Below are 25,308 nucleotides of genomic sequence, written 5' to 3'. Positions count from 1 at the left end.
GTCAAGAGGCCGTCTCTCTGTGAGCGGCCATGATGGAGATGGGAGAACGCCATGCGTGAAATCCGGACCTTGGAGCAGGAACCTCATGATGCGCCAGCCTGCTGGCTTATCGATCGCCCTCACACTCTGACGGTTTGCCGGGGTACGGTGTGGCTGACTATTGAAGGCGAGTCTGAAGACTGGTGGCTGCGAGCCGGCGAAACGCTGGAGCTTGCGCCACGCACGAAGGTCTGGATCAGCGCATCCGAATCGAACAGCCGCTTTGTTTTGGCATCGACGCCGGTATTTTCGCCCACGCGACGGTTCGCTTTTTACTGGTTGCTGATCCGGTTCGGCCAGCGCAGATCGCGGGCGCTGTGAGCGCGTCGTGTAAACTTCCAGCATCCGACAGCAACGGGTAAGCAGCAAACGATTCGCTTAGCTGACCGGCAACGCAACCATTCAACGAGCCTCAATGAACGACCGACATTCCTTCTCCGCAGATTCCGGCACACCGGATACGTCCAGCGTTGCTTGCCCGACGGTCCTGCCGCTCTCTTCCATTCTTCCTGAAGAGCCTCTGCTGATGATGGGCGCCGGTCCCGTGCCAATTCCCGATGCCGTGGCGAGAGCCAACGGCGTCGTGATCAATCATCTTGGCTCGACGATGGCCGCGGTCATCGGCCAGGTCAAGACGATGGCGCGGTACGTGTTTCAGACCGAATCGAAATGGGTGATGGGCGTTGCGGGACCGGGATCGGCGGCCATGGAAATGGCCATCACGAATCTTGCCTGGAAAGGCTCGCGCGTCCTCTGCATCTGCAATGGGTTCTTCAGCGAGCGCATGGCGGAGATGGCGAGGCGAACCGGCGCTCAGGTGGACACGCTGAATGTGGTCGACGGCACCGCGGCGGATACGGAAAAAGTGGCGGAGGCTATCGACCGGTTACGCCCGGAGATTGTCACGATCGTGCATGGCGAGACGTCGAACACCGTCTGGAATCGCAGCCTCGAATCGATCTCTTCAATCGCCCGTGCCGCCGGTGCGCTGGTGATTGTCGATGCTGTCTGCACGCTGAGCACCATGCCGCTTCCCATGGATGCGTGGGGCATCGACGCCGTGATCACCGGGGGCCAGAAAGGACTGTCATCGATTCCCGGTGTTTCGCTGCTCGCGTTCTCCGAAACCGCCTGGCAACGGATCAAGACGCGCCCGGTGGCGCCTACACACTGGTGCCTCGACGCGTCGCTGGCAGCGAACTTCTGGCACAACGCGTCGTACCATTACACGGCGCCGGTGTCCGGTGTGCTCGCGCTCCATGAGGCGCTGCGACTGGTGTGCGCGGAGACCCTCGAGCGCCGGTTCACGCGTCATCTCAGGTGTTCGAATGCGCTGCAGGCAGGCATTGAGGCGCTCTCGCTCAAACTCTACGTTCCGAAACAGAGCCGGCTGAATTCGGTGGTCGGTATCGAGTTGGCGAAAGGTCTCAGCGGCACTGACGTATGCGCTCATATCTCGCGTCATCATCACGTCGAGATTGCGGGCTCCTTCGGTGCACCCATCGTACGGATCGGTCAGATGGGCGAACAATGCCGCGAGCATCATCTTTTTAGAACCATCCATGCCCTCGGCCGGACGATGGTCGACCTGGGCGTGCCGGTCGATCTTCCCGCCGGCGTGGCCGCGCTCGAGCGGTCGTTATCGGCGGCGTAACTTGAGGGCGTTTGGCGGCTGTCAGCCCGCAAGCACCCGCGAGCGTCGCCGGCTCAACCATTGCACTGTCAGCAGCCCGACCACCATCACGGTCAGGGACAGCATCGTGGTCATTGTGCCGAGCGCGTAGATCACGGGCGTCGTCACGGAAGTCGTGAGTCCCTGAAGCTCGAGCGGCAGCGTGTTCTGGTCGCCGATAGCCTGTGACGTGCGCGCGATTTCGTCCCACGACAGCGTAAAACCGAACATCCCGACGCCAATCACCGACGGCCCGATGATCGGCAACACGACATGGCGAAAGCTCTGCCATGGCGACGCACCCAGGTCGCGAGCCGCCTCTTCGTACGCAGGGTTGAAGCGATTGAATACCGCAAACATCACGAGTAACCCGAAGGGCAGCGTCCAGGTCAGATGTGCGCCGAGCGCCGAGGTATAGAGGCCCATCGACGTTGTATAGTTGTCGGCGAACGACTGATGACCCCACACACCTGCCAGGTACTTGACGCCGTTATCGAGCAACCGGAACGTCAGCCCGATACCCAGCGACACGATGATCGACGGCATGATCAGACTCGCGACGGACACGTAGAACACTGCGGTATCGCCGCGAAAGCGCTTGCGAAACGCTAGTCCCGCCGCAACCGAGAACAGCACCGTCAACACGGTGACAACTGCGGCGAGACGCACCGAGCGGCCGAACGCGGCCCAGATGTCGATGTCGCCAACGCCCTGCCGCAACACCGCGAACCAGTGTAACGATACCCCGCGCATGGGGAACGTGAGACCGCCTTCCGGTCCCTGGAACGACAAAATAAAGATGGTGATGACCGGCCCGTAGAGGAACAGCACGAACAGCGCGAACACGAGCGCGAGCCAATAGAAACTGGCTGGCCGGCGTTCGCGGTGTTTCAGACGAATCGCGGCCATGTCAAAGCTCCTTGCGGATATCGACTACACGCGTGAGGCCCCAGACGATCATCAGCACGACGGCCAGCAGGATGATCGCGTTGGCCGCGGCGGCGGGGAACTGAAGGTAGCCGGTCTGCACCTGGATGATCTTCCCGACCGATGCAATCTGCTGACCGCCCATGACGCCGACCGTCAGGAAATCACCCATGACGATGGTGATCACAAAGATAGAACCGATCACCATGCCCGTCTTCGACAACGGCAGCACCACTTCGCGGATCACCTGCCAGCCGCTCGCGCCTGCGTCGCGCGCCGCTTCGAGCAAGGACCGGTCGATGCGCATCATCGCGTTGAAGATCGGCACGATCATGAAGAACGTATAGAGGTGCACGAAGGCGAGCACAACCGAGAAATTCGAATAGAGCAGCCATTCGAGCGGCCGCTCGATCATATGCGCCGAGAGCAGTGCCTGGTTCACGAGCCCGTTGCGGCCGAGCAGCGGTATCCACGAGATCATGCGAATGACGTTCGAGGTCCAGAACGGGATAGTGCAGACGAGGAACAAGACCGTCTGCATGCCTGATGAACGGATATGAAACGACAAGAAGTACGCAATCGTGAAACCGAGCACCAACGTCACCGCCCAGACGATCGCGCAGAACTTGATCGTCGACCAGTAGGTCTTGAAGGTCACGCAGACATCGGTCATCGAGGAACAGCCGTCGAAGATCGCCGCATAATTCTTGAACGTGAACGCGGGGATGATCTGGTATTCGTTGAAGTCCCAGAAGCTGACGATCAACGTGATGACCAGCGGCACGATGAAGAACAGAACGAAAGTCAACGTGAGCGGCGTCGCCTGTAGCCATGCGGCCGCGCGCCGGTGCTTGACCGGTGCGTCCAGCGGTTGGATGGGAAGCTCGATCGATGCCATCGCGGATTACCTGTTGAAGAAACGGATGCGGCCGGCGTGCCTGATATGCCTCAGGCACGCTGCGCGTATCAAGCCGCGATGAACTCGTTCCATTTCTGGACCATGTAGATGTTCTCGTCCATCACAGCGTTCCAACAAGCGATGGCGCCCATGCGCTGGTTGTACGAACCGCCGTCGCGCACTGTGCCGACCTTTTCCAGCAACTGGCCATCGGGCGCCTTGATGTCCTGCGCGGCCGGCTTGCCTTCGATCCAGTAGTCCCACTCATACGGCTGCATATGGGTCTTGGCGGTCTCGAGCACACCCGCGTAATAACCCTGGCGCATGAGGTACGCGCCGGCCCAGCCGTCCTGGAACCAGTTGATGAATTCGTAGGCTGCATCGAGCTTGCGGCCCTGCAACGAACGCGGCAGCCCGAAGCCTGACGCCCACGAGCGATAACCTTCCTTGAGCGGCTGGAACTTGCAGGCAATGCCCATCGTGCGGACCTTGGTCACAGCAGGTGACCACATCGACTGGATCACGACCTCGCCGGACGCCATCAGGTTGACGCTTTCATTGAAGTCCTTCCAGAACGCACGGAACTGGCCCGCGCGCTTCGCCTCGATCAGGATCTTGATGGTCTGGTCGATCTCGGCCTTGGTCATGTTGCCCTTGTCTCCGTACTTGACATGACCCATCGCTTCGATCGCCATGGCCGAGTCCATGATGCCGATCGCGGGAATGTTCAGCAGTGCGGCCTTTCCCTTGAACTCGGGGTTCAGCAACTCGGACCAGCTGTTGATCGGACGCTTGATCAGGTCGGGACGGATGCCGAGCGTATCGGCGTTGTAGGTCGTCGGGATCAGCGTCATCCATTCGGTGGGTGTAGCCGAGAACTCTGTCGACCGGGCGCCTGTCAGGAACATGACCTTCTTCGGCGCCGTGCCCTGGTCGCCGATCTTCTTGCCGTCGACCTCGCCCCGGGTAAGCACCGGCGTGATCTTGTCGGCGAGCTTGATCTTCTTTGCGTCCATGCCGGCCAGCGTGCCAGCAGGAATCAGCTTCTTCAGCGAAAAGTACTCGGTGTCGACAATATCGAACGAATTCGGCTGCGTGATGATGCGCTTGGCGACGTCGTCGGTGGTCACCGGGATGTACTGGATCTGGATGCCGGTGTCTTCCTGGAATTTCTTGGCGATGTCCGAACTCTGGTTCACCGCCGTGCCCAGGTAGCGAAGCGTGATCTTTTCCTGCGCATGCACGTACGGAAACCCGGCAATACCTGCTGCGGCGACCGCGCCCTTGAGCAAGGTGCGGCGCGACATGCCCTTGCCCGCGCCGAGGCTGGATTCAGCGTCTGCGGCGCTCGCCGGCGTCTCGCTCGTGCTGGGATCGGACGGGTGTTCGTGACGCTCTGTCATTGCAATCTCCCTTGGTTGAAATCGTCGTTCAATGCGGCGGAAAGCGGTCTCTTATGCCGCAAATGCATGCGCGTCCTGCTCATTCCACCAGACCACGACACGCGCGTCGGGTCCCAGGCGCTGCGGATCGTATTCGTTATCGGGGAGCAGTGAAACCAGGTCGGGCGAACCGTCGAGCGGCGCGAGCGTCATGCGCAGATGCGTACCCTGGTACTCGGTTTCGCGAACCGTGCAAGGGATGCCGCCGATCCGGCTGAAGCCGGCTTCGCTGGCCGGCGCCTGAACCGGCGTGACGCCATGCGGCGCAATCCGGAGGTGATCGGCACGCACGGTAAACGCGCGGCCGTTCGCCTCGAGCACGTTGTGGCCACCCAGGAAACGCGCGACGAATTCCGTGCGCGGCCGATTGAAGACCTCGTGCGGCGAACCGCTTTGCTCAATGCGCCCGTGACTCATGACCACGACCATATCCGCGAGCGCCAGCGCTTCTTCCTGCGAGTGCGTGACGTGCACGAACGTGATGCCCAGTTCCTTCTGCCAGCGCTTGAGTTCGGCACGCATCTGCACGCGCAGGAACGGGTCGAGTGCGGACAGGGGCTCGTCAAGCAGCAGGCAACGCGGTTCGTTCAGCAGCGCACGGGCAAGCGCGACACGCTGTTGCTGGCCGCCCGATAGTTGCGACGGCTTGCGTTCGGCAAAGGCGCTCATCGCGACGAGTTCCAGCAGCTCGCCTGCCCGCTTGCGACGTGCGTCCTTCGCAACCCCGCGCATCTTCAGGCTGAACGCGACGTTATCGAGCGCGGACAAGTGCGGGAACAGCGCATAACTCTGGAAGACCATCGCGGTGCCGCGCATGGCAGGTTGCGCACGCGTGACGTTGCGCTGGCCGATGAGGATGTCGCCGTCGGTGATCGATTCGTGGCCGGCGATCATGCGCAGCGTCGATGTCTTGCCGCAGCCCGACGGTCCAAGCAGGCAGCAGTACTGTCCACCGGGAATCCGCAGGTCGATTGAATCGACAGCGAGCGCATCGCCGTATTGCTTCGATACGTGCACCAGTTCGATATCGGCGGCTTCGGTTTTAAGCACGGCTGAAGTGGACTGACTCATGCAGGGCGTTTCCTGAATTAGAACGGCAACGAGCGGCGACACGTGACGAACGGAAGGTCTTTGCATGCCTCGAATGCAAGACATATGCCAATTCGTTCGCATACTCTCAATTCGATTGCCAACCATCAACTCTGTTGAACGTAGACAATATGGCGTGTAAATTGCACACAATTCAAAATCGATCTGTTGGCAATCAAGCCGGATAATTCGCACGATTGAGGTGCGCCGCTGGTCCGCCGCGGGGCGCGATCTCCCAAAAAGGTTCACGCGCAATTTCATCTGCGCCGCATGTTCGTCACTCAAGGCTTTTGCACATGGACACCAACCGCCACGCTTGTGCATCGCAGGAATCCGGGTTCGGTCCGCTCGCCACGCATGGCCGCTTTCCGTATCGGCCGATCACCGACACCGATTCGTTTCGATGGCCCGGCGACACCGGCCTCGCCGTCTATCTCGGGTTCAACATCGAGCACTTCGCGTTCGGCGAAGGACTCGGCGCAGCGCTTGGTCCGGTCTCGCCGCAGCCCGACGTGCTCAACTACAGCTGGCGCGAATACGGCAACCGCGTGGGCGTGTGGCGCTGCCTCGAGCTCTTCGACCAGCTCGACATGCCGTCGGGCACGCTGATCAATACGGCACTCTATGACCACTGCCCGGAGGTCATAGACGCGTGTCTCGCGCGCGGCGACGAACTCATCGCACACGGCCATACGAATGCCCGACGCCAGAGCGACCTCGACGAAAACAACGAACGTGCCTTGCTGCTGCATTGCCGCGAACGCATTGCGGCACATGCTGGCACGCCACCTTCCGGCTGGCTCTCGCCGTGGATCTCCGAGTCACGTGTCACGCCCGACCTGCTCGCGGAAACCGGTTACGGCTATACCCTCAACTGGTGTCACGACGACCGCCCGGTGCGCATGGCGACACGCGCCGCCCCGTTATGGGCCATCCCCTATCCACAAGAACTCAACGACTTGCCGATGATGGTCGGCCGCCATCTCGACGCGTGCGCCTTCGCCGACATGATCATGGACCAGTTCGACGAAATGCTCGAACAGGCGAACCGAAGCCGCCATCCGCAGGCGCTCGTGATGGGCATCGCGCTGCATCCTTATCTCGTCGGACAGCCGTACCGGTTGCGGCATTTGCGGCGCGCGCTTCAGCACATCGCGGCCGCCCGTGCGAACGGCGACGTGTGGATGACCACACCCGGCGCGATCGCCCATCACATGGACGAGATGGAGCGACTGGGCCTCGCCGGCACGCCGAAACCAGCCCGCCTTCCAGTAGAAAAATGACCTCGAAACCCGCACTGAGGGTCGCTGCAAAACCCCTGAAAGAAGCCGTGCGCGACACGACCCAGGACGCCGATGCCCGCCTCTACCAGGCCATCTTCGACGGCGTGCTCAACCATCGCCTGACGCCCGGCACCAAACTTCCAGAGCCAGAGTTGTGCCAGTTGTTCGGCGTGGGCCGCGCGGTCGTGCGGCGCGTACTGGAGAAGCTTGCCTACGAAGGCATCGTTGCATTGCGGCCGAACAAGGGAGCGGTGATCGCCGAGCCGACGCCTGAGGAAACACGCGATATTTTCGAAGCACGCCGCTCGGTGGAACGCGTGCTGGTGGAACTGGCCGTGCAGCGCGCAAGCGCGGGCGACATCAAGGAACTCCGGCGCCAGCTAGCCGATGAACACGAAGCGATGCATCGCTTCGATCAGCCTTCGTGGGCCCGGCTTGCAAGCGACTTTCATCTGCGTATCGCGGCACTTGCAGGCAACTCGATCCTGCAACGCTACCTGACGGAACTCGTGTCGCGATGCTCGCTGATCGTGGGCGTGTACGAGCCGCCGGGCCATGCGCCCTGCGAACACGATGAACATGCGGCGATTGTCGACTGTATCGAGGCGCACGATTCCGCTGGCGCAATCAGCCGCATGGAAGCCCATCTTCGTGAACTGGAAGAACGCATTGAAATATCGCGCATGCAGGGTGAGAAAAGCCTTGGGGAATTGCTCGGCATGATCCGGACGTAAGCGCACTCACACAGGCCATCATGGAAATCGACTTCGAAGCCATCACCGAATATCAGCGATACAAACTCATGGCGAGCCTGATCGTGCCGCGCCCGATCGCGCTGGTCACGACCTTGAGCGCGAGCGGCACGATCAACGCCGCGCCGTTCTCGATGTTCAACATGCTGGGCGAGGAACCGCCCATCGTGATGATCAGCATCAACCGTCTCGACGATGGCTCGCTCAAGGACACCGCTGTGAATATTGCGCGCAGCCGCGAGTTCGTCGTGCATCTCAGCGACGAGGCGATGGCGGAAAAAATGCATCGCTGCGGAGAACGCCTCCCGCCCGATGTCAGCGAGCTCGAGAAGGTCGGGCTGACGCCGGTCGCAAGCTCCCGGGTCGCGCCGCCACGGATCGCTGAAGCGCCAGTGGCTTTCGAGTGCACGCTATGGGAGACGCTCGAGACCACCAGCCGGCAGATCTTTATCGGACGTGTCCACAGGCTGCATGCACGCGACGAGTTGATCGATACCGAAACGTGGCGCGTACGGCTTCAACACTATTTCCCGGTCGGACGGTTCGGCGCGAGCGACTACGTGACCACCCGCGAGCGCTTCACGCTCGGCTGACCGCTCCACGGAGCATCGATGAACAACAAGACACTGGCCACGTCCACCGAAGGCATGGTCACCAGTCCCCACGCGCTCGCGAGCGCCGCCGGACTAGAGGTGCTGCGCGCGGGTGGTAACGCGATTGAAGCGGCCATTGCCATCGGTGCGGCGTTGAGCGTGACGTATCCGCATTTCACCGGTCTCGGCGGCGATGCGTTCTGGGTCATCGGCGACCGGACGGGCATGCTGCGCACCTTGTCGGGCATCGGCCAGGCGGCGCAGAATCTGCCCGGATACTCCAGCGCCATTCCTCTGCGCGGCGCCGGCTCGACGCTGACCACCGCCGGCACCGTCGACACGTGGCATCAGGCGTATGCGATCAGCCAGGCATCGTGGGGCGGTCAACGCGCGTGGTCGTCGCTGTTCGATCGCGCTATCGAATATGCATCGGAGGGATTTCCGGTCACGCCATCGCAACACTTCTGGCAGCAGTTTCGCGCCGATGAATTGCACGCTTTCCCGGGCTTTTCGGCGGTGTTTGCTCCGGACGGCCACCTACCGGCGATTGGCGCGCGCTTCGTTCAACCGGCGCTTGCGCGCAGTCTCCAACGCATCGCGGCCTACGGCGCGCGCGAGTTCTACGAAGGTGAACTCGCGGAACGCATTGCACGCGGTTTGCAGCAGGCTGGCTCGCCGCTCACACAAGCCGACCTCGCTAAGACCCGCGCACGCGACGAAGCGCCGCTGCGCGTGGCGTATCGCGGCGGAGAACTGGTCAGCCTGCAACCGCCGACACAAGGCGTCACCACGCTGCAGATCATGGGCACGCTGGCTCGCTTCGATTTGTCGTCTATTGCCGAGGGCAGCACCGACTATTACCACTTGCTCGTGGAAGCAGTGAAATGCGCATTCGTGGACCGGGACCGCTTTGTCTCGGACCCGGAGTTCAATCGCGTTCCCGTCGACGACATGCTCTCGGCTGGAACGCTCGATGCCCACGCACGATCGATCAGCCTGCACAAAGCACGCGCCTGGCCGCACGTGTTTCGTCCCGGCGATACGGTATTTATCGGTGCAACGGATCGCGAAGGCCGTAGCGTCAGCCTGCTGCAGACGGTGTACTTCGACTGGGGCAGCGGTATCGTGGCCGGCGATACCGGGATTCTCTGGCACAACCGCGGTGCATCCTTCAGCGTCGATCCCGCGCATCACAATGCCTTGCAGCCGGGCAAGCGCCCGTTTCATACGCTCAATCCCGGCATGTACCTGAAGGATGGCCGGCCGCACTTGCTGTTCGGCACGCAGGGCGCAGACGGCCAGCCGCAGACGCTGGCGGCAGTCCTGACGCGCCTGATCGACTATGGGATGGACCCGTTGAGCGCGCTGGCTCGTCCGCGTTTCCTGCTCGGCAAGACCTTCTCTGATACCCGCGATGCGCTGAAGCTCGAGGAGGATGCCGGTGCCGAGGTATTCGCAACGCTGGCCATGCGGGGGCATGAGGTGAGCGCTATCGCAGCGCAGAGTCCGCTTGCCGGCCATCCAGGGGTGATTCGAATTGAATCGGATGGCGCGTTGTACGGGGCGCATGACCCACGTAGCGATGGTCAGGCAATGGGACTTTAAGGGCAAGTGGTTCTCGCAGTCGGCGAGCAGATGCGTGAGCGCGGCATTGCATTCGGACCGGAACTGACAGAAAGCGAGGCGTTGAACGAAACGTCCGCCGGAGGCGACAAGACGCGCAGACTGCTGTTCAAATGCTATGTAACGTCCATCGAGGATCAGTTCGAATTCGTGCAGAAGAGCTGGTGCAACAACGGCGCTTTCTCGCAAACCGAAAGCGGTATCGATCCGATCATTGGACAGTCCGCCGACGTCTTGAGATTTTTCGCCGGCTCGGCGCCCGTTTCAAATAAGACGGCGGACAAGCTGCAATTGGACCTGCGCAGCTTTGTCCAGCTCGAGGGCGGGGAATATTTCTTTGCGCCCAGTATCTCTGCGACGGCATCGCTGTAGCCGCAACGGTACTTCGATAACCCACGGCCGTGAGCGTTCCGCCCAACTTTTTGCAAGAGAGAAGAACGAGAAGCGCGCCGTGCGTTCGATCGTCGAAATGCGAGTCAAGCGCAACATTGCGCATAGCTGGTCACTCGCGCCCCGGCGTTTTCAACCATTCCACGAGCCTCGCACCAAGCCCCGCCAAGTCGACAACGCCCCAGGGGAAATGCGATATTCGCAGCCCCCCGGCGAGTCCCAATGCGTAAATGCCAGCACTCGTAGCCGGGAAATCTCCTTTTGCAAAGTGTCTACAAGCGAATCCGAAGTGGGCGGCATGGCAGTCCTTCCAGCGGAAAGGGCTGCCATGACTTCCAATCGTGCATAACCACATGCGCAGAACAGCTGCGCGACTTCGTCCTCGATACTTTCGTAAAAGGACGTCTCCGTTTCCGAAAACATCGAGTTTGCCAGCCTCGCATCGCTGAATTCCAATCTTCCAACGCCAGCAAGCGCTAACGCACGCGTCACATGCGCACGGTAATCAACGTCGTTGAGCTTGTTGATGCAAATTGTTTCGGACGAGTGCCGCTCGTACTCGATGAACGAATACAGCCACATGCCGAAAAACGCGAGATAGCTTTCTCGCGAACGCAGTGGATGGCTCCGGTAAAAGCCGACATCTCTGTAGACCGAACGTCCCCGGAACCGGCGGATGTTGGCAAGCACTCTGATTTTTCTCAGGACCACAGGTAACTGAAATGCATTGTAGGTCGCCTGGGTGGCTGCATCAAAATAGTCAGAGATTTTATAAGACCACCACTGCCCGCGAGGCTCTCTCCACAGATGAATGTGAATACCGCCGAATTCATGCTTGAGTGCTTCAACGCGCCCAGCGCTGCGGCAAAACTGCAGCAATGGTCGTCTTGGCGCGGCTTCGATCAACGTGTCGAAATATTTCTTTTGCGTATCGGGAAGTCGTGGTCCCGTGAAATATTCGTCGTAACTGAACGATCTTCTGAACAGACCTTTCAGACGATCGCGGATACAGTGAAATTCATAAAAATAGGGTGCAGTAAGTGTTGGATGCCGCAGCATGCAGCTGTCATAGTCAGGAGATTTTAGAAACTCGTCGGGGCAAGTATCCAGATCGATCAGTGCTTCGTTGCATGGCTCCTGATAGCAGTAAAATTGATCGGTACGACGAAATTTATCGAAGATATACGTGCTACCGGTTCGAAATAGTGAGTGCAGGAATATGGGGGATTTCGCTGACGTTGTCTTTTGCATAAGTAGTCTTGAGCCAAGCAATGGCAACAATAGTCGAGATGCTAATGTATGTAAAAGTCGTGCGGTCTTTTTTTAGTTTTTTCTGCAACACGCCGTAATGCTCCAGAGGCACCAGTCAAAGCCAAACGAGGAATAGCAGGGATCTAGCGAAGCCGAAGCAGTAAACAGCTGTAACACGATGCTGTTTTGACGCTATTTCCGAAAGCTCAGTGTTCAAGCTTGGTCAGGAGGATCGCTTCCGCACGCATCAATTGCGCCTTCGTAGTTCAAGCCCTCAACTAGTTGTCAGCAAACTGCTTCCGGTAACAAGGCGTAACCGTTGCGGGCTTCGCTGTAACGCGCCCGCCGAGGCATCCAACTACACTACTCGTCGACCCGGTACGGCGCTTTGAGCATGCTTGGCGCTGTGGATTCTCTGCACGTTGGGGTCGGCTAAGCAGTTGCTCGAATATGCCTCAGCATTGCACGCGCAAGTTCAAGCGCAGGTCGATATAAAGCCGGGCTCTAGCAGTGCGAGGAATGCCATGTTATGGAACAGCGCGGATGTTAAATGGACCTGCCGATCAATAGCACACCCCACATTCACCCCCACGCCTTCGCAGTGAGTGCGAGGGACCGAGCGGAATTGCTTCGGCAAACTCCCGGCATCGTGTGGTTCACCGGGCTGTCCGCGGCTGGAAAATCCACCATCGCGAGCGCCATGGAACTGGTGCTCCACAGAAACGGCAAACACTGTTTTCTGTTGGACGGGGATACGGTGCGTACCGGGCTATGTCGAGACCTCGGTTTCTCCAACGAACATCGGCACGAGAACATTAGACGGGTGAGCGAAGTCAGTCGACTGATGGCCGACGCCGGCCTGCTGGTGTTGGTCTGCTCCATCTCACCCTTTGCTGCCGATCGACAACTGGCACGAGCGATTGCCGGACCTCACCGGTTCATGGAAGTACACGTGCATGTTCCCGTCGCCGTTGCAGAAAGGCGTGATCCCAAGGGCCTTTATAAGCTGGCAAGACAGGGAGCAATCAAGGATTTCACAGGTATTGATTCCCCCTACGAAGAACCGGCAAGCCCCGACATTCGCATCAATACCACTCAATGCTCCGTAGCGGATGCGGTGGCCTTGATTGCTCATCGATTGGGCAGTACCTGAGAGACTCTTCATCGGGATGACCTGTCAAGTCGACGCTCATCGCGGGCATTGCTCCCACCTCCGGTAACCGACGGAAGTGTTAAAGCGCAAGCGAATTGCCGAGGAACCGCCGCGCTAGATTTTGCCGACGGGCTGCAGGTTGTCGACGCCCATCGCCTCCAGTACTAATTGCCTCGATTCCGCGTGGACCTGAGCGATCTCTTCGCGCTGCGCGTTCTTGCGATCACCACACAGGTGCGGACGAACGCAAAAAAATTTCTGACATCCGTATCTTTCCGCTTATGGCGTCTTCGATCGCTGTTTCAAAATTCCTCTTTCAAGTTCGTCTTCGGAACAGAGAGGACATAGTTAGCTGGAAGAAACCACCGCGGGAACAGAGCATTGCCGCAAATTGGCTGCCCGGTGCCTCCGATGGAAGAGACTCTCGGAATCAGACGAACTTTCAGCTCTATACGCTGGAACCTTCTCGAAGGCTGCGCAGGGGATGCTGAACATGCATGCTCGTTATGCGGAATCCCAACCGAGCAGGCGGTGCATGGAAAAATTCTGTCAGCACGCGAAGCGCCCGCTCGTGGCAAGCGGATGCGCGCTAACGATAGCTTGTGACGTTCGCCCCCACTGCGGCGAAGAAACAATCCTAAGGGGATGATTATGCCTGGAGATAGTCGTCGTAATGTAGGCGCAGCCAATCCGCGTGCGCTCGCCGAGCTTCGCGCGGGGCAGCGGATTGAATGGTCGAGCGAAAACACGCCCAAGATGCTCGAGAAATTTCTGGACGTACCATATAAGCAGTTGTTCGATCCAAAATTTGGCTCACCGATCTACGCAGGCGTGCCCCTCGATTTCAGTCATCAACGCTGTCCAGTTCAAGTCGATCCTCGCATCGATATCAAGGACCTCTTCGATCGGGTAACGAAGTCGGCCACGCTGGTCGAGAACGGACTCGTGAGCAGGAGCGTGCTGAATGAACCGACGACGAATGTCAGACTGTTCGCAGCCAGCATTGCCGATCAGATCGCAAAGGATCTCCATTCTCTCGACGAACATTGCGGCCGGCAGGCCAGTCCAGAGCAGACCCGCCGGGTAGCCGAACTCGCCGTCGCCGGCCGCGTGGCGGAAATGGGGCAAGCGACGCTTGTCGAGGCGGGCAAGCCGCTCGGTACCCTTAATCGCGAGTTTGTCATGCTCCTGCCGGCATGGCTGCGTCTGGTTTTAAGCGACCTCAACTTCGCTCTGCCAGGCGAGTATTTCGTCCGTGCGCCGACCGCCACGGCGCCGGTACAGGGTGCGCTTAGTGACTGCTGGCTAATCGCGGCGCTCGCCTCCGTCGCATGGACGCGGCCCGAGTTGATTGCCGCGCGCATCCGGCGAGAGAATGCGACCGGCGAGGCCGAGGGCGGCGATGACGAGGATTCTGGGCACACGGACTTCCGCTTCGACTTCACCGATGTGCTAACAATTCCGCTCGGATTCGTGACCTTGACCATTCCGTTCACATTTCCGATCTGGATCGGCGAACAGGTTCCACAGTCCGCCGGGTCCTACATCTATGCGCGGTCATCCGTTGCGAACGAACTCTGGCCGGCCGTGATTGAAAAGGCGGTTGCTGTCTGGCGCAGCGGCGGCAACGCGAGTTTCCCGCGAAGCGACGACTACGCGCATTTGAACGGCGGCGACGCGGCTTGGGCATGCCATATCCTGACCGGCGCGAGTGCGTGGTACCACTGGGCGGATGCTGACGACACCTGGTCAACAATCCAGTCGCATTGCTCCGGCGCACGCGCAACGAGCCCGCTGGTCGCATGGACTTGGGGCAGCAGCGACGACTCGCCCAATAAGGTTGACTACGCAGGTGCGAATCTCGTCGCAAACCATGCGTATTCGATCCTCGGCACTTGGGAAACCAACAAGCGCCAGTATGTCGTGCTACGCAATCCATGGGGCTATCACGAGGGTACGCTCAACGTTACGAATGGGACCTGGTCGACGCAGGAGGATTGGGGCACCGCCTCGCTAGTCCTGCCCGGCAGCGGTGTGTTCGCATTAGAGATTCATACTTTCCGGGAATACTTTATGGGCTTCGGTGGCGCGGGCTAGTCGATCGGAGAGGGTTCTGAGCAGCGTTGCTGACTGCATTCGGCTTGCACCGGCGAGGCGATAGGTGCAAGCGCAACTGGAGGTCATCGCGTTTTTGACTTCTACCTGCCACCGGGAAGTGCGGATGCTCGCAGGGCGACTCGGCAGTCGCAGTAACGCCGGGGGACCACTGGGGACAACTGGACGTCATTCAATCACAGTTGACGAACTTTGTAATGGAGACGGCAATGAGCACCGCGCAAATGAACGAGACAGCGACCGGCAGCACGTCTTACGTCGATAGGAAGAGCAAACGGCAACGGGCGCGGCTGTCGGCCGATCTGGAAAACTGCGAAAAAATGCTGGCTGATGCTGCGGACGCCAACGTCGTTCTCGACAGCGCAGATGTGGCGACAATCAGGAACGCGCGTGGCGTTCTGGACCAGGGCGCATGGGACTACGAATGGGAGCGTGCGTTCCTTGCGGCGATGGGACGCGTCGCCAGAACGATTTATTATCCGAGCGCCCAGGTCTTCAAGGACATGAGGAGCGCCGACGAATTACTCTCGCATGCGACTCTTGCCGGTCTTCAGCTATTGCCCGAGGATATCGCGGCACTCACGCAAGCGCGCCTTGCGCGAGCCGAAGCTCGATGGAGCGCTGAGATCGAAACAGCTTTCTATGCAGCGCTGAACAGAATCTCCAAGGGTGTTCTGCCTGTTGTAGCGGCGACCGCAGGCTCGAATGCCCATCACGGATCGCGCAGGGCTATCAAGATATATACGATCACGGCCATCTCCCTGACCATATTCGTGGTTGCCTTGTCGTGTTTGCTGTTCACGGTGAACCGGATCTCCGATGACGTTCTGAAGATTGTCGGCACCAACGATGCGTCGGCAATGATCCTGCACAATCAGTTGATGAGTCACGAGTCCAGCATTATAGAAACCCGCGAAAAGCAGGAACTCGAGCTTCGAAAGCTGCTCGGCTCCGCCTACCAGCAACGTAACCGATCGCAAGACGAAGAAGAATCCGTGATCGCGGCCAGGCAGCATGCGTCAAGCGATCTGCGGGCCCTGAGCAACTCACAACCCGCATTGCAGATAAAGGACTTGCTGCAGCAGTTCGCCACGAACAATCGGCAGCTATACAACGATGTCACCCGCACCCAGGGAATCGGCGACTGGCTTTTTCTGCCCGTCACGAACCCATACACCGAACCGGATTGCGGACATGTCGCTGCGCGCGCAGCGACAACCGCGGGCAACACGAAGAGCGATAGCTCGCAGCTGGCTCTCGACTGGACATGCTCCAAGAGCAAGATCCGCGCAAATCTCGAGATCAAGGTGCCCATCATGGAAGCGGATCACGTGACGAACGAAAGCAACGAAACACTCCGCGCTGAAGACGCCGTACAGGAGGGTTTCCAGAAGATCGCCGCCTACCAGGACATCCGCGCAATGGCGATGTATGGCCGCGAGATTGTTCTTTCCCTGGTCGGGGCAGTCACTGGCTTTGTGTTACCCGTGCTCTACGCCTGGCTTGGCGCGTGTGCGGCGATCCTCAGAAAGATAAGGATCGAGAGCGAAACGAGCACGTTTCATCCCGAGTACTCAACAGTCGCAAACAGGTCGCATATCACGTGCGCTGTTATCGTCGGCATCGCCATCGGCCTGTTCAGCGACCTCGTTCAGGGCGGAAAGAACATTTCTCCGCTAGCCGTGGCTTTCATCGCTGGATATGCCTCCGACAAGTTTTTCTATTTCGTGGATCGGCTCGTCGAGGTGATATTTCCGAGCCGTACACAAGCCAAGGCTTCCCCAGCCAAAGCAGTCATTGAGCCCGGGCGAGGTGCCATGGAAAGCAAGACAAGCTACGCAAGCTAGCTGCGTTGCGCGCCCCCGTCGTTATCGCGTTGTCTTGCGACGGGGGCTGCGTTCTGTCGCGAGCTATTGCCGCGCCGAGCATGGTTTCGACTCACCCGTCCTTCCCATAAACGCTCCGTCGTATTCGTCGTGCCGTTAAGGGGCCGCCGCCAGCCGCGACCTCGTGCGACGAGACCCGCGGCGTATCTACGACTTTCGATGTAGTCCATTCAGCCGATTTTCCTTCGCCCTCCTTCGCTCTACTTTGGAAGGTATCCGGACTGGTATCGCATCGCTCGCGAAAGGCCACATGGCCCAACCGCGCGGCAGCACCTTCCGGTCATTCCATCGAAGTCAGGAGGCGTCATGACTCAGTCCGCACAGCTCGACTCAGCCGCAGCACCCAGCCCGCGCGAGAACGCAAGCGAAGCATCGTGCGACGCCTGCGCCACGGCCGCCGCCGCGATCCGCCCGTTCTCGCCATCGCGCTCGCCCGTCCGCTCGACGATCGCGCGTCTCGCGCTAGCGCGCCATCGCGCCGCCGCATGCGCCTACCGGAGATCGCCATGGACGCACTGAGATATGCCGAGCCGGCCGGCCTAGTGGTCGACGCCGAGACGCTGCTCGATCTCTGGCATCGCCGTGCGAGTCTCTCCGAAACCGAGATGGGCCGGATCTCCGTGCTGGTGCGGCGCGCGCTTCACAGTTATTACCCGTCCGAGCTACGCTCGCTTCCGGAGGACAAGGAGGAGCTGATCTCGCAGTTCATCTTCTCTCGCGTGCTGCGGCTCGACCCGGACCACGCCGTATCGCACGCCTCTCCCGAAAGTGCGCCGTCGACCGCCTATGCGCTGTGCGCGTATTTCCGGCGTTATCTGATCGACTGCCTGCGCAGCGCGAGCCATCAGCACAACGTGTCGATCGAGATGGACGGCATGGCCGCCGAGCTTGACGCTCACACGCATGCAATCGACGATCCAATCGAATCGGTGCTCGCGGAGCATGGCCTGAACGAGGTCCGCGTGCGCCTCGCGGCCCGCACGTTCATCGACGCGCTCGACGATGCCGACCGCATCATTCTCGCAGGCAGCCTCGGATCACGTTGCGACCGCAAGGGCGGACTCAAGCGTGTCGCCGACGAATATCAGGTTCCGTCGTATCACTATCGCGCGCGCAAGCTCGGCGTGACGATGAGGAAAACAGCGACATCCGCAGACTTCACAGTCACGAAGATCGGCTGCTGGCTCATCGGCGTGCTTGGTGTCGCGATCGTCATGGAAAACCGGGACGCGATTCTCGTCCTGCTCAACCTGCTCGCGCTGGAGGCCAATGCGTGAGCGCCGCGTCACTGCGACCGCCCGGTGTGCCGGTTGCCTTCAATCGTCATCGTTTTGCAAAGGGAGATGTCCGGCGCCGACGTTTCGTTCCGCCAGGCGGCGGGCATACTCATCCGCGCTGAAGGTTTTGAAGCGTATCGGCTGGCTCGCCTTAGCGGCCGGGTTCAGTCTCTTTGCGAGTTTTCGCACGGCGTCGCGAAGGTTCGAGCCTGGCCGCTGAACCACCATTTGCCCGAGCCCCGTTCCCGTTTGCGGCAGAGGCATGCCCTTTGCAAGCATGCGCACCACCTGCGGCGCGGCGGCGCTCGTGCCTTCGAACGGAATCGCACTGCCGCTGCGCGTGCCGGCGGCGATGACCCCCGCGCGCACGATCGAGCGCTCCGACACCGCGCTCGCGTCGGGCCCCGCGCGCTGGGGCGCGGCGGACACGACGTCGATTCCCGTCGCCGAGTATGGCGCCGTGGCGCCATCGCTCTGGCGCCACCCGCCGATCACCGCCGGGCCCCTGCCGGTCGCGATCGAATTGATGGTGTTCTCACGGCGAATCCAGCTCGGCGTGTTGCCGTCGTAGTCCTGCTCGGCCGTGAAGCGGTCAAAGCGCGGGTAAGCGTCGTCGTCAAAGCGCGACTGGCGGCCACGCAACGGAAAGCCATCGGGCGTCTCGTTGCGCTGCACCCACGCATTGACGGTCAGCCCGGGGCTCGCGGTGTTCTTCAGCCAGATGATCCAGTTGCCGGGCGGCGCGACCTTGCGCTTGCCATCGCGCGTGACGGTCGGTGCGAGTGCGACCAGGATCATGCATGCGTCGCCTTTCGCGCCCCGTCCGAGATGCACCACCGTGCACAACGTGTCGCCGTCACGCGTCAATTTCGCAACGTTGTCGAGGCTGATCCACGGACTCGCCTCGCCGCCCGGCGGTTCGATCTTCACCTGCACCTGCGGATCACCTTGCTCCGTACCAAGCCATATCTCCACGAAACCCGGCGTCACGCAGTCGGGCGGCACGCGCCACCGCATGCTGTCTTCTTTTCCCGAATCGATGAAACGCGTGCGGTGGCACCGCGCCAGATTGCTGTTGCCGGCCGGAATGATGATCGAGCAAGCCCCTGTATCGATCAGTTCATCCATTGCGCACTCAAGCATGGAGCTACCGTCATGCGGCCCTGCGATATAGCCGTAACTCAGATTGACTAGCGCATGGCAGTCCGATCCGGCGATGTCGTGCGCACGCGCCACGATGTAGCGGATCGCGTCGAGCGCCTGCACTTCCAGCCATAGGCCGGAGGTGTCGCGCATGGTTCGCCCGGGAAGCCTGAACTGCACGCCGATCATGGGCCGTGCGAACTCCAGCTCCTGCCGCGGCCTCGGGGGCCGCAGCGGATGCACGCCGCAGGCGAGGTCCATCACCGCGGTCCCGTGCGCCCAGCGGCGCGCGACGGCGGTGTAGTTCGCCTGCCGGTACACCGCCTCTTCGTCGACGGTATCGCCGCGCCGCGCCGCATCCATCAGCGAATCGATGTCCGACTTCAGCAGTTCGCGGCCATAACCCAGGCCCGCGGTCGAGTTGGACGCATCATCCTGATTCCAGAAGCATTCGACTCGCGTTTTCCTGCCCTCACGATCTTCATGAAAGTGCTGATGCGCGAACGCAATGCCGTCGTCGCACACACCGATCACCACCTTGCCGAGGTCGCCGCGCGATTGCGCCGGCGCCAGCGGCGCCGGGTCGGGCACGATCTGATCGGTACGTGCCGGGCCGCCCGTGACGATCGGCAGGCCGAGAGTGAAGCGCTCGATCAAGCCGAACAGGTCTGTGTGCAGATGCACGAAGAATTCACGCGTCACGTGTGCCGTGCAAAAGCGCGTTTGTTCCAGACCCTCCGGCGGATGTCGATAAAGCGACGACATCCAGATCCACTCTTCCCAGCCGTTGGTCTTGATGAGGAGGCTCAGTTCCTGCGCCGTCTTGCCACTCTTCGCTAGCTCGATCGCAATCGGAAACCGCCCTTGCGGAACACCGCCCAGGTCCACCCATCCAGTCGCGTCCGCCCACACGAGATAGGGGTCGAAGCACGGCGCCGTCGCGGCCTGATCGACGACATCCGGCGCGAGCCAGCCGCGCGTGGTATCCACGTCCCATTGCGAGGTCATGCGTGCGCTCCCTCAATTGATCCTGCCCGCCGCCAGACTCTTTCCATTCCACTCGTTTTTCGCCTGATTCCACATCCACGCGAGAATCTTCGAGCCTTCGAGTGTCTCGAGAGGTGGATGCAGCACGATGTGCGGATATCCAGGCACCGTTGTACTGGTGGTCGGCGACGGGGAGCTTGGAAAGGCGAGCTCCGGTACGAGCGGCTCGTCGGCATCGAAATCGTGGTAGCCGATGAACTGATCCCCCTGGAAAGTGCGTGGCACGTAGTTGCCTCGCGCACCCGGTGCGACCTTGCAGCGGTGCACGAAATACTCGGCGAGCGTCGTGCCGAGCAGATGGCCCGCTGCGCTGTCCACTGGAAAGTGCACGCCCGCGATCGTGCGATTGATCGCCACCCTGCGAGCCTGATAAAGGAACTGGTTTTTCAGTGTCGTCGATTCCTTGGGGTGGGATCCCGATATGACCGGGGCCTCCATGCGCAGGTCGCGAAAGAATTCCCACATGACTCCCGCGATGATGTATGCCTGCGTCGAATGACCGCTTGGCAGCGTGCCGTGCCCCGGCGTGGCAATCATCGGCTGCACCTGCGGCGAGTAGTCGATCGAACGCGTGCAGGCGAGCGCATGCTTGAAGCGCATTTCCACCGCGATGGCGAAGCGCACCACGGTGTCGAGCAGCTCGAGCGTCTTCGGCGTGCGGCTTGGGCTCAGATTGACTATGGAGCCCCAGAACGCGGTTTGCGGTCCCATCTGGATCAGCGTCTCGTTCGCGCGCTCCGCGCGCAGGTCCGAATAGCGATCCATGAACGCGAGCTGCTTGACGAAGGTTTCCTCGCCGGGCCGGTACATCTCGGCGACCAGCTTCACCGGCTCGAAGGTCGGCTCATTCTGGTCCGGCTGCATGCTGGCCCCGCGGTGCCAGAGCGATACGCCGGCGGTGCCTCCCGGCGATCGCGTGAAGGCGAGATTGGAAATCAGCTCGAAGTCGTACACGGCCGCGCGCACCCATCCATCCCAGCGCCACAGCTGCCCGTTGTCGTCGATGTGGCCGCCGGACGGCGCCTCGTTCTCTTCGGGCTGAATCGCCAGCCGTTTGTCCGTCCATGGCCCGACGATGCCGTCGCGGTGAGAGATGAGCGACTCGGTCAGCAGTTCGCAGTCGCCCAGCACGTCGCCCGGAGGGCCGCCACCCGCCCCCGCGCCACCTGCGCCACCCGCGCCGCCTGCCCCCCCTGCTCCGCCTGCGCCTCCCGCTCCACCCAGTGCACTCATGTTGTTCCCCTCGTTAGTTCTGGCTCAATGTGCATCGAAGCAAGCTGAACCGCGATATAGGCGAAATACAGTGCGTCGACGCGACCGGCAGACGGCCTGACAACCGGTCGTCACTGGGCCGGCAAGCCGGCGCGTCCCAATGCTTCCGACCAGATCCTGCCCGTCGCATACGCGGCGCTCGGCGAGCGCTCCAGGTATTTGCGCACCGTCAGGTCTGGTTCGATCGCGAGCACTTCGCGGACTGTCGCGCGGGCGGCTTCCATCATCCCCAGTTCGGACTGTGCGATCGCGAGCGCACGCAGGGTCGATGTGTTGCTGCGCCCCCCGCGCAACGAGCGCTGTGCGAGTTCGATCGCGTGTTCGTATTGGCCCGCCGAGAGCGCCGCCGTCGCACCGAGCGAATCGTAGAAGTTGCGCAACGGATCGAGCGGCGACAACGCGAGCGCCTGTCCGGTGGAAGCGACCGCCTGCTCACCTTCGCCCTTGAACGCGTGCAGGGCGCCCTTTAGCAGCCACGCGAGCGAATCATTGGGATTGACGTGGAGCGCGCGCTCATAGCGCTCCTCGCCGGCATCGAGCTGCTTGAGCAGGTTTGTCTGAACAAAACCCTCGACCGCCAGCGCCATCGACGACTGCGAGTCGGCGTCGAGCGCGCGCCTCGCACAATCGAGCGCCCGCTGCGCCTCGCCTAGACGATCACTGGTCCAGCCACGGTTGAAGCGCAGCACATGCCATTTCGCGAGCCAGGCATGCGGCGTCGCCTGCCTGCGCGCGCGCTCGGCCAGCACTTCGAGCATCTGGCCCGCGCGCTCGAACTCTTCGCGCACGCCACGATGCATCAACGCGATCGCGCTCAGAAGGAGTGTCGAGCTTTCCAGCGTAGGCAGCGCCTGCGAGCGCGCGTGTTCCAGCTCGTGCGAGACGATCGTCATACCAATCGTCTGGATGATCTGCGCGACCATTTCGCTCTCGCCCGCGACAATCGCCCCGATGCTGTCGCTGAGCGTTTGCGCCCACACGACGCAGTGCAGCCTGGTATCGGCGAGTTCGGCCGAGAGCACGAGTTTGCCATCACGCGTGCTATAGCCGCCCGAGACCACATACTGGGCGTCGAGCAGCGCGCTGACCTCTTCTCCGCGCGCGTGACGCTCGCGCAGCGCGCTTGTCGACAGGCGCGAAATCACCAGCAATTGGGCCGAGCGAGATAGTGCGCCGATGATTTCATCGGCGAGGATTTCGCCCAGCACGTAGTGTTTCGCCTCGATGCAGCGCGCGGCGAACGGAATCACGGCGATCGACGGACGCAACTGCGACGCGAACGCGGTGCGCGACGCGACCAGCGGGCGCGGGCCGGGGCCGCCGAGACGATAGGCATGCACCGGCTGCGACAGATGCCTCAGATGGCACTCGCCCAGGTCTTCCATGTTGGTGTCGAACCCGGCGCCGAGCCGGTCGAGCATGCGCTCCGACAGCACGATCTCGCCGGGCCCCGCGAGGTTGTACAGACGCGCCGCGAGATTCACGCCGCAGCCGTAGACATCGCGTTCATCTGTGAATAACTCGGTCTCGTGCAGGCTCATGCGCAACAGGAGCGGATCGCCGCATGCGCCGCATGCGCCGCTCGTCGCCGTGAGCCGGCAGGTCCGTTGGATCTCGAGTGCGCAGCGCGCAGCGGGCAGCGCCTGCTCAAAGACAATCATCAGCCCGTCGCCCTCGGTGCGTATGAGCCTGCCGCAATATTCCGGAACGATGCGCATCTCGATCGCCATGCGCAGGCCGCGCCAGCGCGCGGCCGTGCCCTCCTCGTCGGTCTCGGCGAGACGGCACGACTCGACCAGATCGGCGAACAGAATCGTGCGCACCACTCTGTGCAGCTCGTTGACTGCGGCAAGGCTTTCCGCGTTCATTTTCTTCAATACCCGGATCGATTCCGCCGGCTGTCCGGTCGGGCGTTACGCTGATGACTTCGAGAAGACTGCAAATGCAGGTGTTGCGAGAGATGCTGATGCGCCGGCTATTTCTGATGGTTGGATTGTCTTCGCCGGCTGCGGGCGTTACCCCGCTGCATCCGATGCTTCGGTAACCGAAGCGAGCGAGGCGAGGGCCGCATCTCATAACGTACTAACTGATCGCGCGATTGGCAAGAAGCGTTTGCTGTGCGGGCGCGCGGACGGCGCTACGCTCGCCGCGCCTTGTCGGCTTCCATACGCCCCGCTAGCAGCTGAATTAGGTACATCGCGAATTCCGGCTCCTGATAGTAGAGGCGAATTGCGTCGGCGGCGGACACGGTGCGCAGCTCGCAGTCGGTCTGACAGATCACGGTCGAGGTGCGGCGGTGCTCCGGCGAAAAGAGCCCGATTTCGCCGAGAATCGCGCCCGCGCCCAGTTCGATACCGAGATCGCTCAGGCGCACGGTGCCCCGCACGACGTAGAACAGCTCGCCGCTCGAATCGCCTTTGTGAAACAGAATTTCGCCGGGGCGGAAATGCTGGCTCTCCATATTGGCGAGCAGGCGCCCGACAGAGAGGCGCCCATTGATCGCCTTGCTGAGCTGCTCGTCGCAAACCTTCTCCATACGCGCTGCGACGGCGCTTGCCTGGCCGCGGCTCGTCACGTTCATCGCCTTGTAGATCGTCGTCAGATGCGTTTTCACCGTCGCCTCCGAGACGTCGAGTTGATGCGCGATCATCTTGTTGGAGCGGCCGCGCGCGAGAAGCGCGAGCACTTCGATCTGCCGCGGGGTCAGGTGCAGGTGTGGGCCCGGTATCGGCGTACCGGCCTGCGCGGCGGTGTCGGCGGGCGTGGGAGGTTCGCTGAGGCTTGCCGCGAGCAGCGAGCGCGGCAGATAGATGCCGCCCGCGAGCGCGAGTTGCAGCGCACTGAAGAGCAGTTCGGACGACGCGGACTTTTCAACGCAGCCCGAGACGCCCGCCGCGATGAGTTCGTCGACGTGCTGCCGCCTCGCCTCGCTCAACAGCACGACGACCGGCGTCGTGCGCGTATGGCGGCGCGCCGCTTCGAGCTCGTTGCTCGCCTGGCGCAGGCAATCGCCGTCCATCACGACGCAGTCGGGCTTACGCTCGTCGGGCCAGTTGGAGGTCAGGCAGTTGCACGACCGCACTTCGACGTCCTGCGCGAACTCGCGAAGCAAGCGCTCGACCCCTTCGCGAAAGAGCCCCGCCGGTCCGGTGAGCAAAATATACATGCTGATCCTCTCGATCCCCGCCTGCACAAGATGCGCGTCGCACTCTGCGATGAGCGGATGAAGCGGCGTGCGGTCCACCGGCTCTCGCCATCCTATACCGGTGTCAAGCGCTTGACAGGGTTCGGGCGTCTGCAGGACGGCTCGATGCATTCACGCCACGTCGAATCATCGGATGAATCGTCAAACGGATTTTCACCGGATCCGCGTGTGACGACAACCCGGAACACAGTGCGAATTCGCATGACGCGATACGGCTTTACTTTTGTGAGCGCGAACTTTGCTGCCTATAC

General features: G+C 61.3%; 21 protein-coding genes. 12 read left to right on the top strand and 9 right to left on the bottom strand.

Annotation, left to right across the window (positions count from 1 at the left end; all coding sequences use genetic code 11):
• The first annotated feature begins 51 nt into the window (after window positions 1-51).
• Window positions 52-360 (top strand): DUF2917 domain-containing protein, encoded by a 309-nt coding sequence (locus M0D69_RS04235; RefSeq protein WP_301780817.1) that lies wholly within the window; start codon window positions 52-54, stop codon window positions 358-360.
• A gap of 94 nt (window positions 361-454) precedes the next feature.
• Window positions 455-1,693 (top strand): alanine--glyoxylate aminotransferase family protein, encoded by a 1,239-nt coding sequence (locus M0D69_RS04230; protein WP_301780816.1) that lies wholly within the window; start codon window positions 455-457, stop codon window positions 1,691-1,693.
• A 21-nt stretch (window positions 1,694-1,714) separates the two neighbouring features.
• On the opposite strand, the gene M0D69_RS04225 is transcribed toward M0D69_RS04230, so the two are convergent.
• The 4 genes from M0D69_RS04225 to M0D69_RS04210 all read right to left on the bottom strand — a co-directional run bounded on the left by M0D69_RS04225 (window position 1,715) and on the right by M0D69_RS04210 (window position 6,049).
• A complete protein-coding gene (locus M0D69_RS04225; RefSeq protein WP_301780815.1) occupies window positions 1,715-2,620 on the bottom strand; it encodes an ABC transporter permease in 906 nt (301 codons plus the stop codon).
• Window position 2,621: 1 nt separating this feature from the next.
• Window positions 2,622-3,536, bottom strand: a complete 915-nt coding sequence (locus tag M0D69_RS04220; RefSeq protein ID WP_301780814.1) for an ABC transporter permease — start codon at window positions 3,534-3,536, stop codon at window positions 2,622-2,624.
• Window positions 3,537-3,604: 68 nt separating this feature from the next.
• The gene (locus M0D69_RS04215; RefSeq protein WP_301780863.1) at window positions 3,605-4,843 is read right to left on the bottom strand and encodes a PotD/PotF family extracellular solute-binding protein; all 1,239 of its coding nucleotides are present in this window, start codon (window positions 4,841-4,843) and stop codon (window positions 3,605-3,607) included.
• Window positions 4,844-4,990: 147 nt separating this feature from the next.
• Window positions 4,991-6,049, bottom strand: coding sequence for an ABC transporter ATP-binding protein (locus M0D69_RS04210; RefSeq protein ID WP_301780813.1), 1,059 nt, complete (start codon window positions 6,047-6,049; stop codon window positions 4,991-4,993).
• Between the two features lie 314 nt (window positions 6,050-6,363).
• On the opposite strand from M0D69_RS04210, the gene M0D69_RS04205 reads away from it, so the two are divergent.
• From M0D69_RS04205 to M0D69_RS04185, 5 genes are read left to right on the top strand one after another with little or no spacing between them, the layout of a single operon-like run.
• Complete coding sequence (locus M0D69_RS04205) at window positions 6,364-7,350, top strand: polysaccharide deacetylase family protein (RefSeq protein WP_301780812.1); 987 nt, start codon at window positions 6,364-6,366, stop codon at window positions 7,348-7,350.
• Window positions 7,347-8,084 (top strand): GntR family transcriptional regulator, encoded by a 738-nt coding sequence (locus M0D69_RS04200; protein WP_301780811.1) that lies wholly within the window; start codon window positions 7,347-7,349, stop codon window positions 8,082-8,084. Before M0D69_RS04205 ends, M0D69_RS04200 begins: the two co-directional genes overlap by 4 nt.
• Before the next feature lie 20 nt (window positions 8,085-8,104).
• Window positions 8,105-8,695, top strand: coding sequence for a flavin reductase family protein (locus tag M0D69_RS04195; RefSeq protein ID WP_301780810.1), 591 nt, complete (start codon window positions 8,105-8,107; stop codon window positions 8,693-8,695).
• A gap of 18 nt (window positions 8,696-8,713) precedes the next feature.
• Window positions 8,714-10,300: a gamma-glutamyltransferase family protein gene (locus M0D69_RS04190; protein WP_301780809.1), complete on the top strand. Its 1,587-nt coding sequence runs from the start codon at window positions 8,714-8,716 to the stop codon at window positions 10,298-10,300.
• A 6-nt stretch (window positions 10,301-10,306) separates the two neighbouring features.
• Window positions 10,307-10,690, top strand: coding sequence for a hypothetical protein (locus M0D69_RS04185; RefSeq protein WP_301780808.1), 384 nt, complete (start codon window positions 10,307-10,309; stop codon window positions 10,688-10,690).
• 150 nt (window positions 10,691-10,840) lie between these two features.
• Here the strand turns inward: M0D69_RS04185 and M0D69_RS04180 are convergent, their stop codons facing one another.
• Window positions 10,841-11,959 (bottom strand): hypothetical protein, encoded by a 1,119-nt coding sequence (locus tag M0D69_RS04180; RefSeq protein ID WP_301780807.1) that lies wholly within the window; start codon window positions 11,957-11,959, stop codon window positions 10,841-10,843.
• A 550-nt stretch (window positions 11,960-12,509) separates the two neighbouring features.
• Between M0D69_RS04180 and cysC the strand changes: the two genes are divergently transcribed.
• From cysC to M0D69_RS04155, 5 genes are all read left to right on the top strand, one after another.
• Complete coding sequence (gene cysC / locus M0D69_RS04175) at window positions 12,510-13,112, top strand: adenylyl-sulfate kinase (RefSeq protein WP_301780806.1); 603 nt, start codon at window positions 12,510-12,512, stop codon at window positions 13,110-13,112.
• Between the two features lie 651 nt (window positions 13,113-13,763).
• Window positions 13,764-15,209 carry a C2 family cysteine protease gene (locus M0D69_RS04170; RefSeq protein WP_301780805.1) on the top strand — a complete coding sequence of 482 codons (1,446 nt, stop codon included), beginning with the start codon at window positions 13,764-13,766 and terminating at the stop codon, window positions 15,207-15,209.
• A 227-nt stretch (window positions 15,210-15,436) separates the two neighbouring features.
• Window positions 15,437-17,074, top strand: a complete 1,638-nt coding sequence (locus tag M0D69_RS04165; RefSeq protein WP_301780804.1) for a hypothetical protein — start codon at window positions 15,437-15,439, stop codon at window positions 17,072-17,074.
• 345 nt (window positions 17,075-17,419) lie between these two features.
• Window positions 17,420-17,632, top strand: a complete 213-nt coding sequence (locus M0D69_RS04160; RefSeq protein ID WP_301780803.1) for a hypothetical protein — start codon at window positions 17,420-17,422, stop codon at window positions 17,630-17,632.
• Window positions 17,620-18,390 carry a hypothetical protein gene (locus M0D69_RS04155; protein ID WP_301780802.1) on the top strand — a complete coding sequence of 257 codons (771 nt, stop codon included), beginning with the start codon at window positions 17,620-17,622 and terminating at the stop codon, window positions 18,388-18,390. The genes M0D69_RS04160 and M0D69_RS04155 overlap by 13 nt, the downstream gene beginning before the upstream one ends.
• Before the next feature lie 39 nt (window positions 18,391-18,429).
• Here M0D69_RS04155 and M0D69_RS04150 read toward each other — a convergent pair whose 3' ends face one another.
• The 4 genes from M0D69_RS04150 to M0D69_RS04135 all read right to left on the bottom strand — a co-directional run bounded on the left by M0D69_RS04150 (window position 18,430) and on the right by M0D69_RS04135 (window position 25,096).
• Window positions 18,430-20,541, bottom strand: coding sequence for a hypothetical protein (locus M0D69_RS04150; protein ID WP_301780801.1), 2,112 nt, complete (start codon window positions 20,539-20,541; stop codon window positions 18,430-18,432).
• A gap of 12 nt (window positions 20,542-20,553) precedes the next feature.
• Window positions 20,554-21,813 (bottom strand): phosphatase PAP2 family protein, encoded by a 1,260-nt coding sequence (locus M0D69_RS04145; protein ID WP_301780800.1) that lies wholly within the window; start codon window positions 21,811-21,813, stop codon window positions 20,554-20,556.
• A gap of 110 nt (window positions 21,814-21,923) precedes the next feature.
• Window positions 21,924-23,720 carry an adenylate/guanylate cyclase domain-containing protein gene (locus M0D69_RS04140; RefSeq protein WP_301780862.1) on the bottom strand — a complete coding sequence of 599 codons (1,797 nt, stop codon included), beginning with the start codon at window positions 23,718-23,720 and terminating at the stop codon, window positions 21,924-21,926.
• Window positions 23,721-23,989: 269 nt separating this feature from the next.
• On the bottom strand, window positions 23,990-25,096 hold the full coding sequence (locus M0D69_RS04135; RefSeq protein ID WP_301780799.1) for a LuxR C-terminal-related transcriptional regulator: 1,107 nt from the start codon (window positions 25,094-25,096) through the stop codon (window positions 23,990-23,992).
• Window positions 25,097-25,308: the final 212 nt, after the last annotated feature.

Origin of the sequence: Caballeronia sp. SEWSISQ10-4 2 (genome assembly GCF_030464885.1) — a bacterium.
Lineage (GTDB): Bacteria > Pseudomonadota > Gammaproteobacteria > Burkholderiales > Burkholderiaceae > Caballeronia.
The sequence above is the reverse complement of the archived record's forward strand: the minus strand, read 5'-3'. Positions and strand labels throughout refer to the sequence as shown.

Excerpts from the sequence above, each read along its gene's own strand:
- M0D69_RS04235 (WP_301780817.1), top strand. The coding sequence starts at position 52 with ATGCGTGAAATCCGGACCTTGGAGCAGGAACCTCATGATGCGCCAGCC.
- M0D69_RS04230 (WP_301780816.1), top strand. The coding sequence starts at position 455 with ATGAACGACCGACATTCCTTCTCCGCAGATTCCGGCACACCGGATACG.
- M0D69_RS04225 (WP_301780815.1), bottom strand. The coding sequence starts at position 2,620 with ATGGCCGCGATTCGTCTGAAACACCGCGAACGCCGGCCAGCCAGTTTC.
- M0D69_RS04220 (WP_301780814.1), bottom strand. The coding sequence starts at position 3,536 with ATGGCATCGATCGAGCTTCCCATCCAACCGCTGGACGCACCGGTCAAG.
- M0D69_RS04215 (WP_301780863.1), bottom strand. The coding sequence starts at position 4,843 with ATGTCGCGCCGCACCTTGCTCAAGGGCGCGGTCGCCGCAGCAGGTATT.
- M0D69_RS04210 (WP_301780813.1), bottom strand. The coding sequence starts at position 6,049 with ATGAGTCAGTCCACTTCAGCCGTGCTTAAAACCGAAGCCGCCGATATC.
- M0D69_RS04205 (WP_301780812.1), top strand. The coding sequence starts at position 6,364 with ATGGACACCAACCGCCACGCTTGTGCATCGCAGGAATCCGGGTTCGGT.
- M0D69_RS04200 (WP_301780811.1), top strand. The coding sequence starts at position 7,347 with ATGACCTCGAAACCCGCACTGAGGGTCGCTGCAAAACCCCTGAAAGAA.
- M0D69_RS04195 (WP_301780810.1), top strand. The coding sequence starts at position 8,105 with ATGGAAATCGACTTCGAAGCCATCACCGAATATCAGCGATACAAACTC.
- M0D69_RS04190 (WP_301780809.1), top strand. The coding sequence starts at position 8,714 with ATGAACAACAAGACACTGGCCACGTCCACCGAAGGCATGGTCACCAGT.
- M0D69_RS04180 (WP_301780807.1), bottom strand. The coding sequence starts at position 11,959 with ATGCAAAAGACAACGTCAGCGAAATCCCCCATATTCCTGCACTCACTA.
- cysC (WP_301780806.1), top strand. The coding sequence starts at position 12,510 with ATGGACCTGCCGATCAATAGCACACCCCACATTCACCCCCACGCCTTC.
- M0D69_RS04170 (WP_301780805.1), top strand. The coding sequence starts at position 13,764 with ATGCCTGGAGATAGTCGTCGTAATGTAGGCGCAGCCAATCCGCGTGCG.
- M0D69_RS04165 (WP_301780804.1), top strand. The coding sequence starts at position 15,437 with ATGAGCACCGCGCAAATGAACGAGACAGCGACCGGCAGCACGTCTTAC.
- M0D69_RS04160 (WP_301780803.1), top strand. The coding sequence starts at position 17,420 with ATGACTCAGTCCGCACAGCTCGACTCAGCCGCAGCACCCAGCCCGCGC.
- M0D69_RS04155 (WP_301780802.1), top strand. The coding sequence starts at position 17,620 with ATGGACGCACTGAGATATGCCGAGCCGGCCGGCCTAGTGGTCGACGCC.
- M0D69_RS04150 (WP_301780801.1), bottom strand. The coding sequence starts at position 20,541 with ATGACCTCGCAATGGGACGTGGATACCACGCGCGGCTGGCTCGCGCCG.
- M0D69_RS04145 (WP_301780800.1), bottom strand. The coding sequence starts at position 21,813 with ATGAGTGCACTGGGTGGAGCGGGAGGCGCAGGCGGAGCAGGGGGGGCA.
- M0D69_RS04140 (WP_301780862.1), bottom strand. The coding sequence starts at position 23,720 with ATGAACGCGGAAAGCCTTGCCGCAGTCAACGAGCTGCACAGAGTGGTG.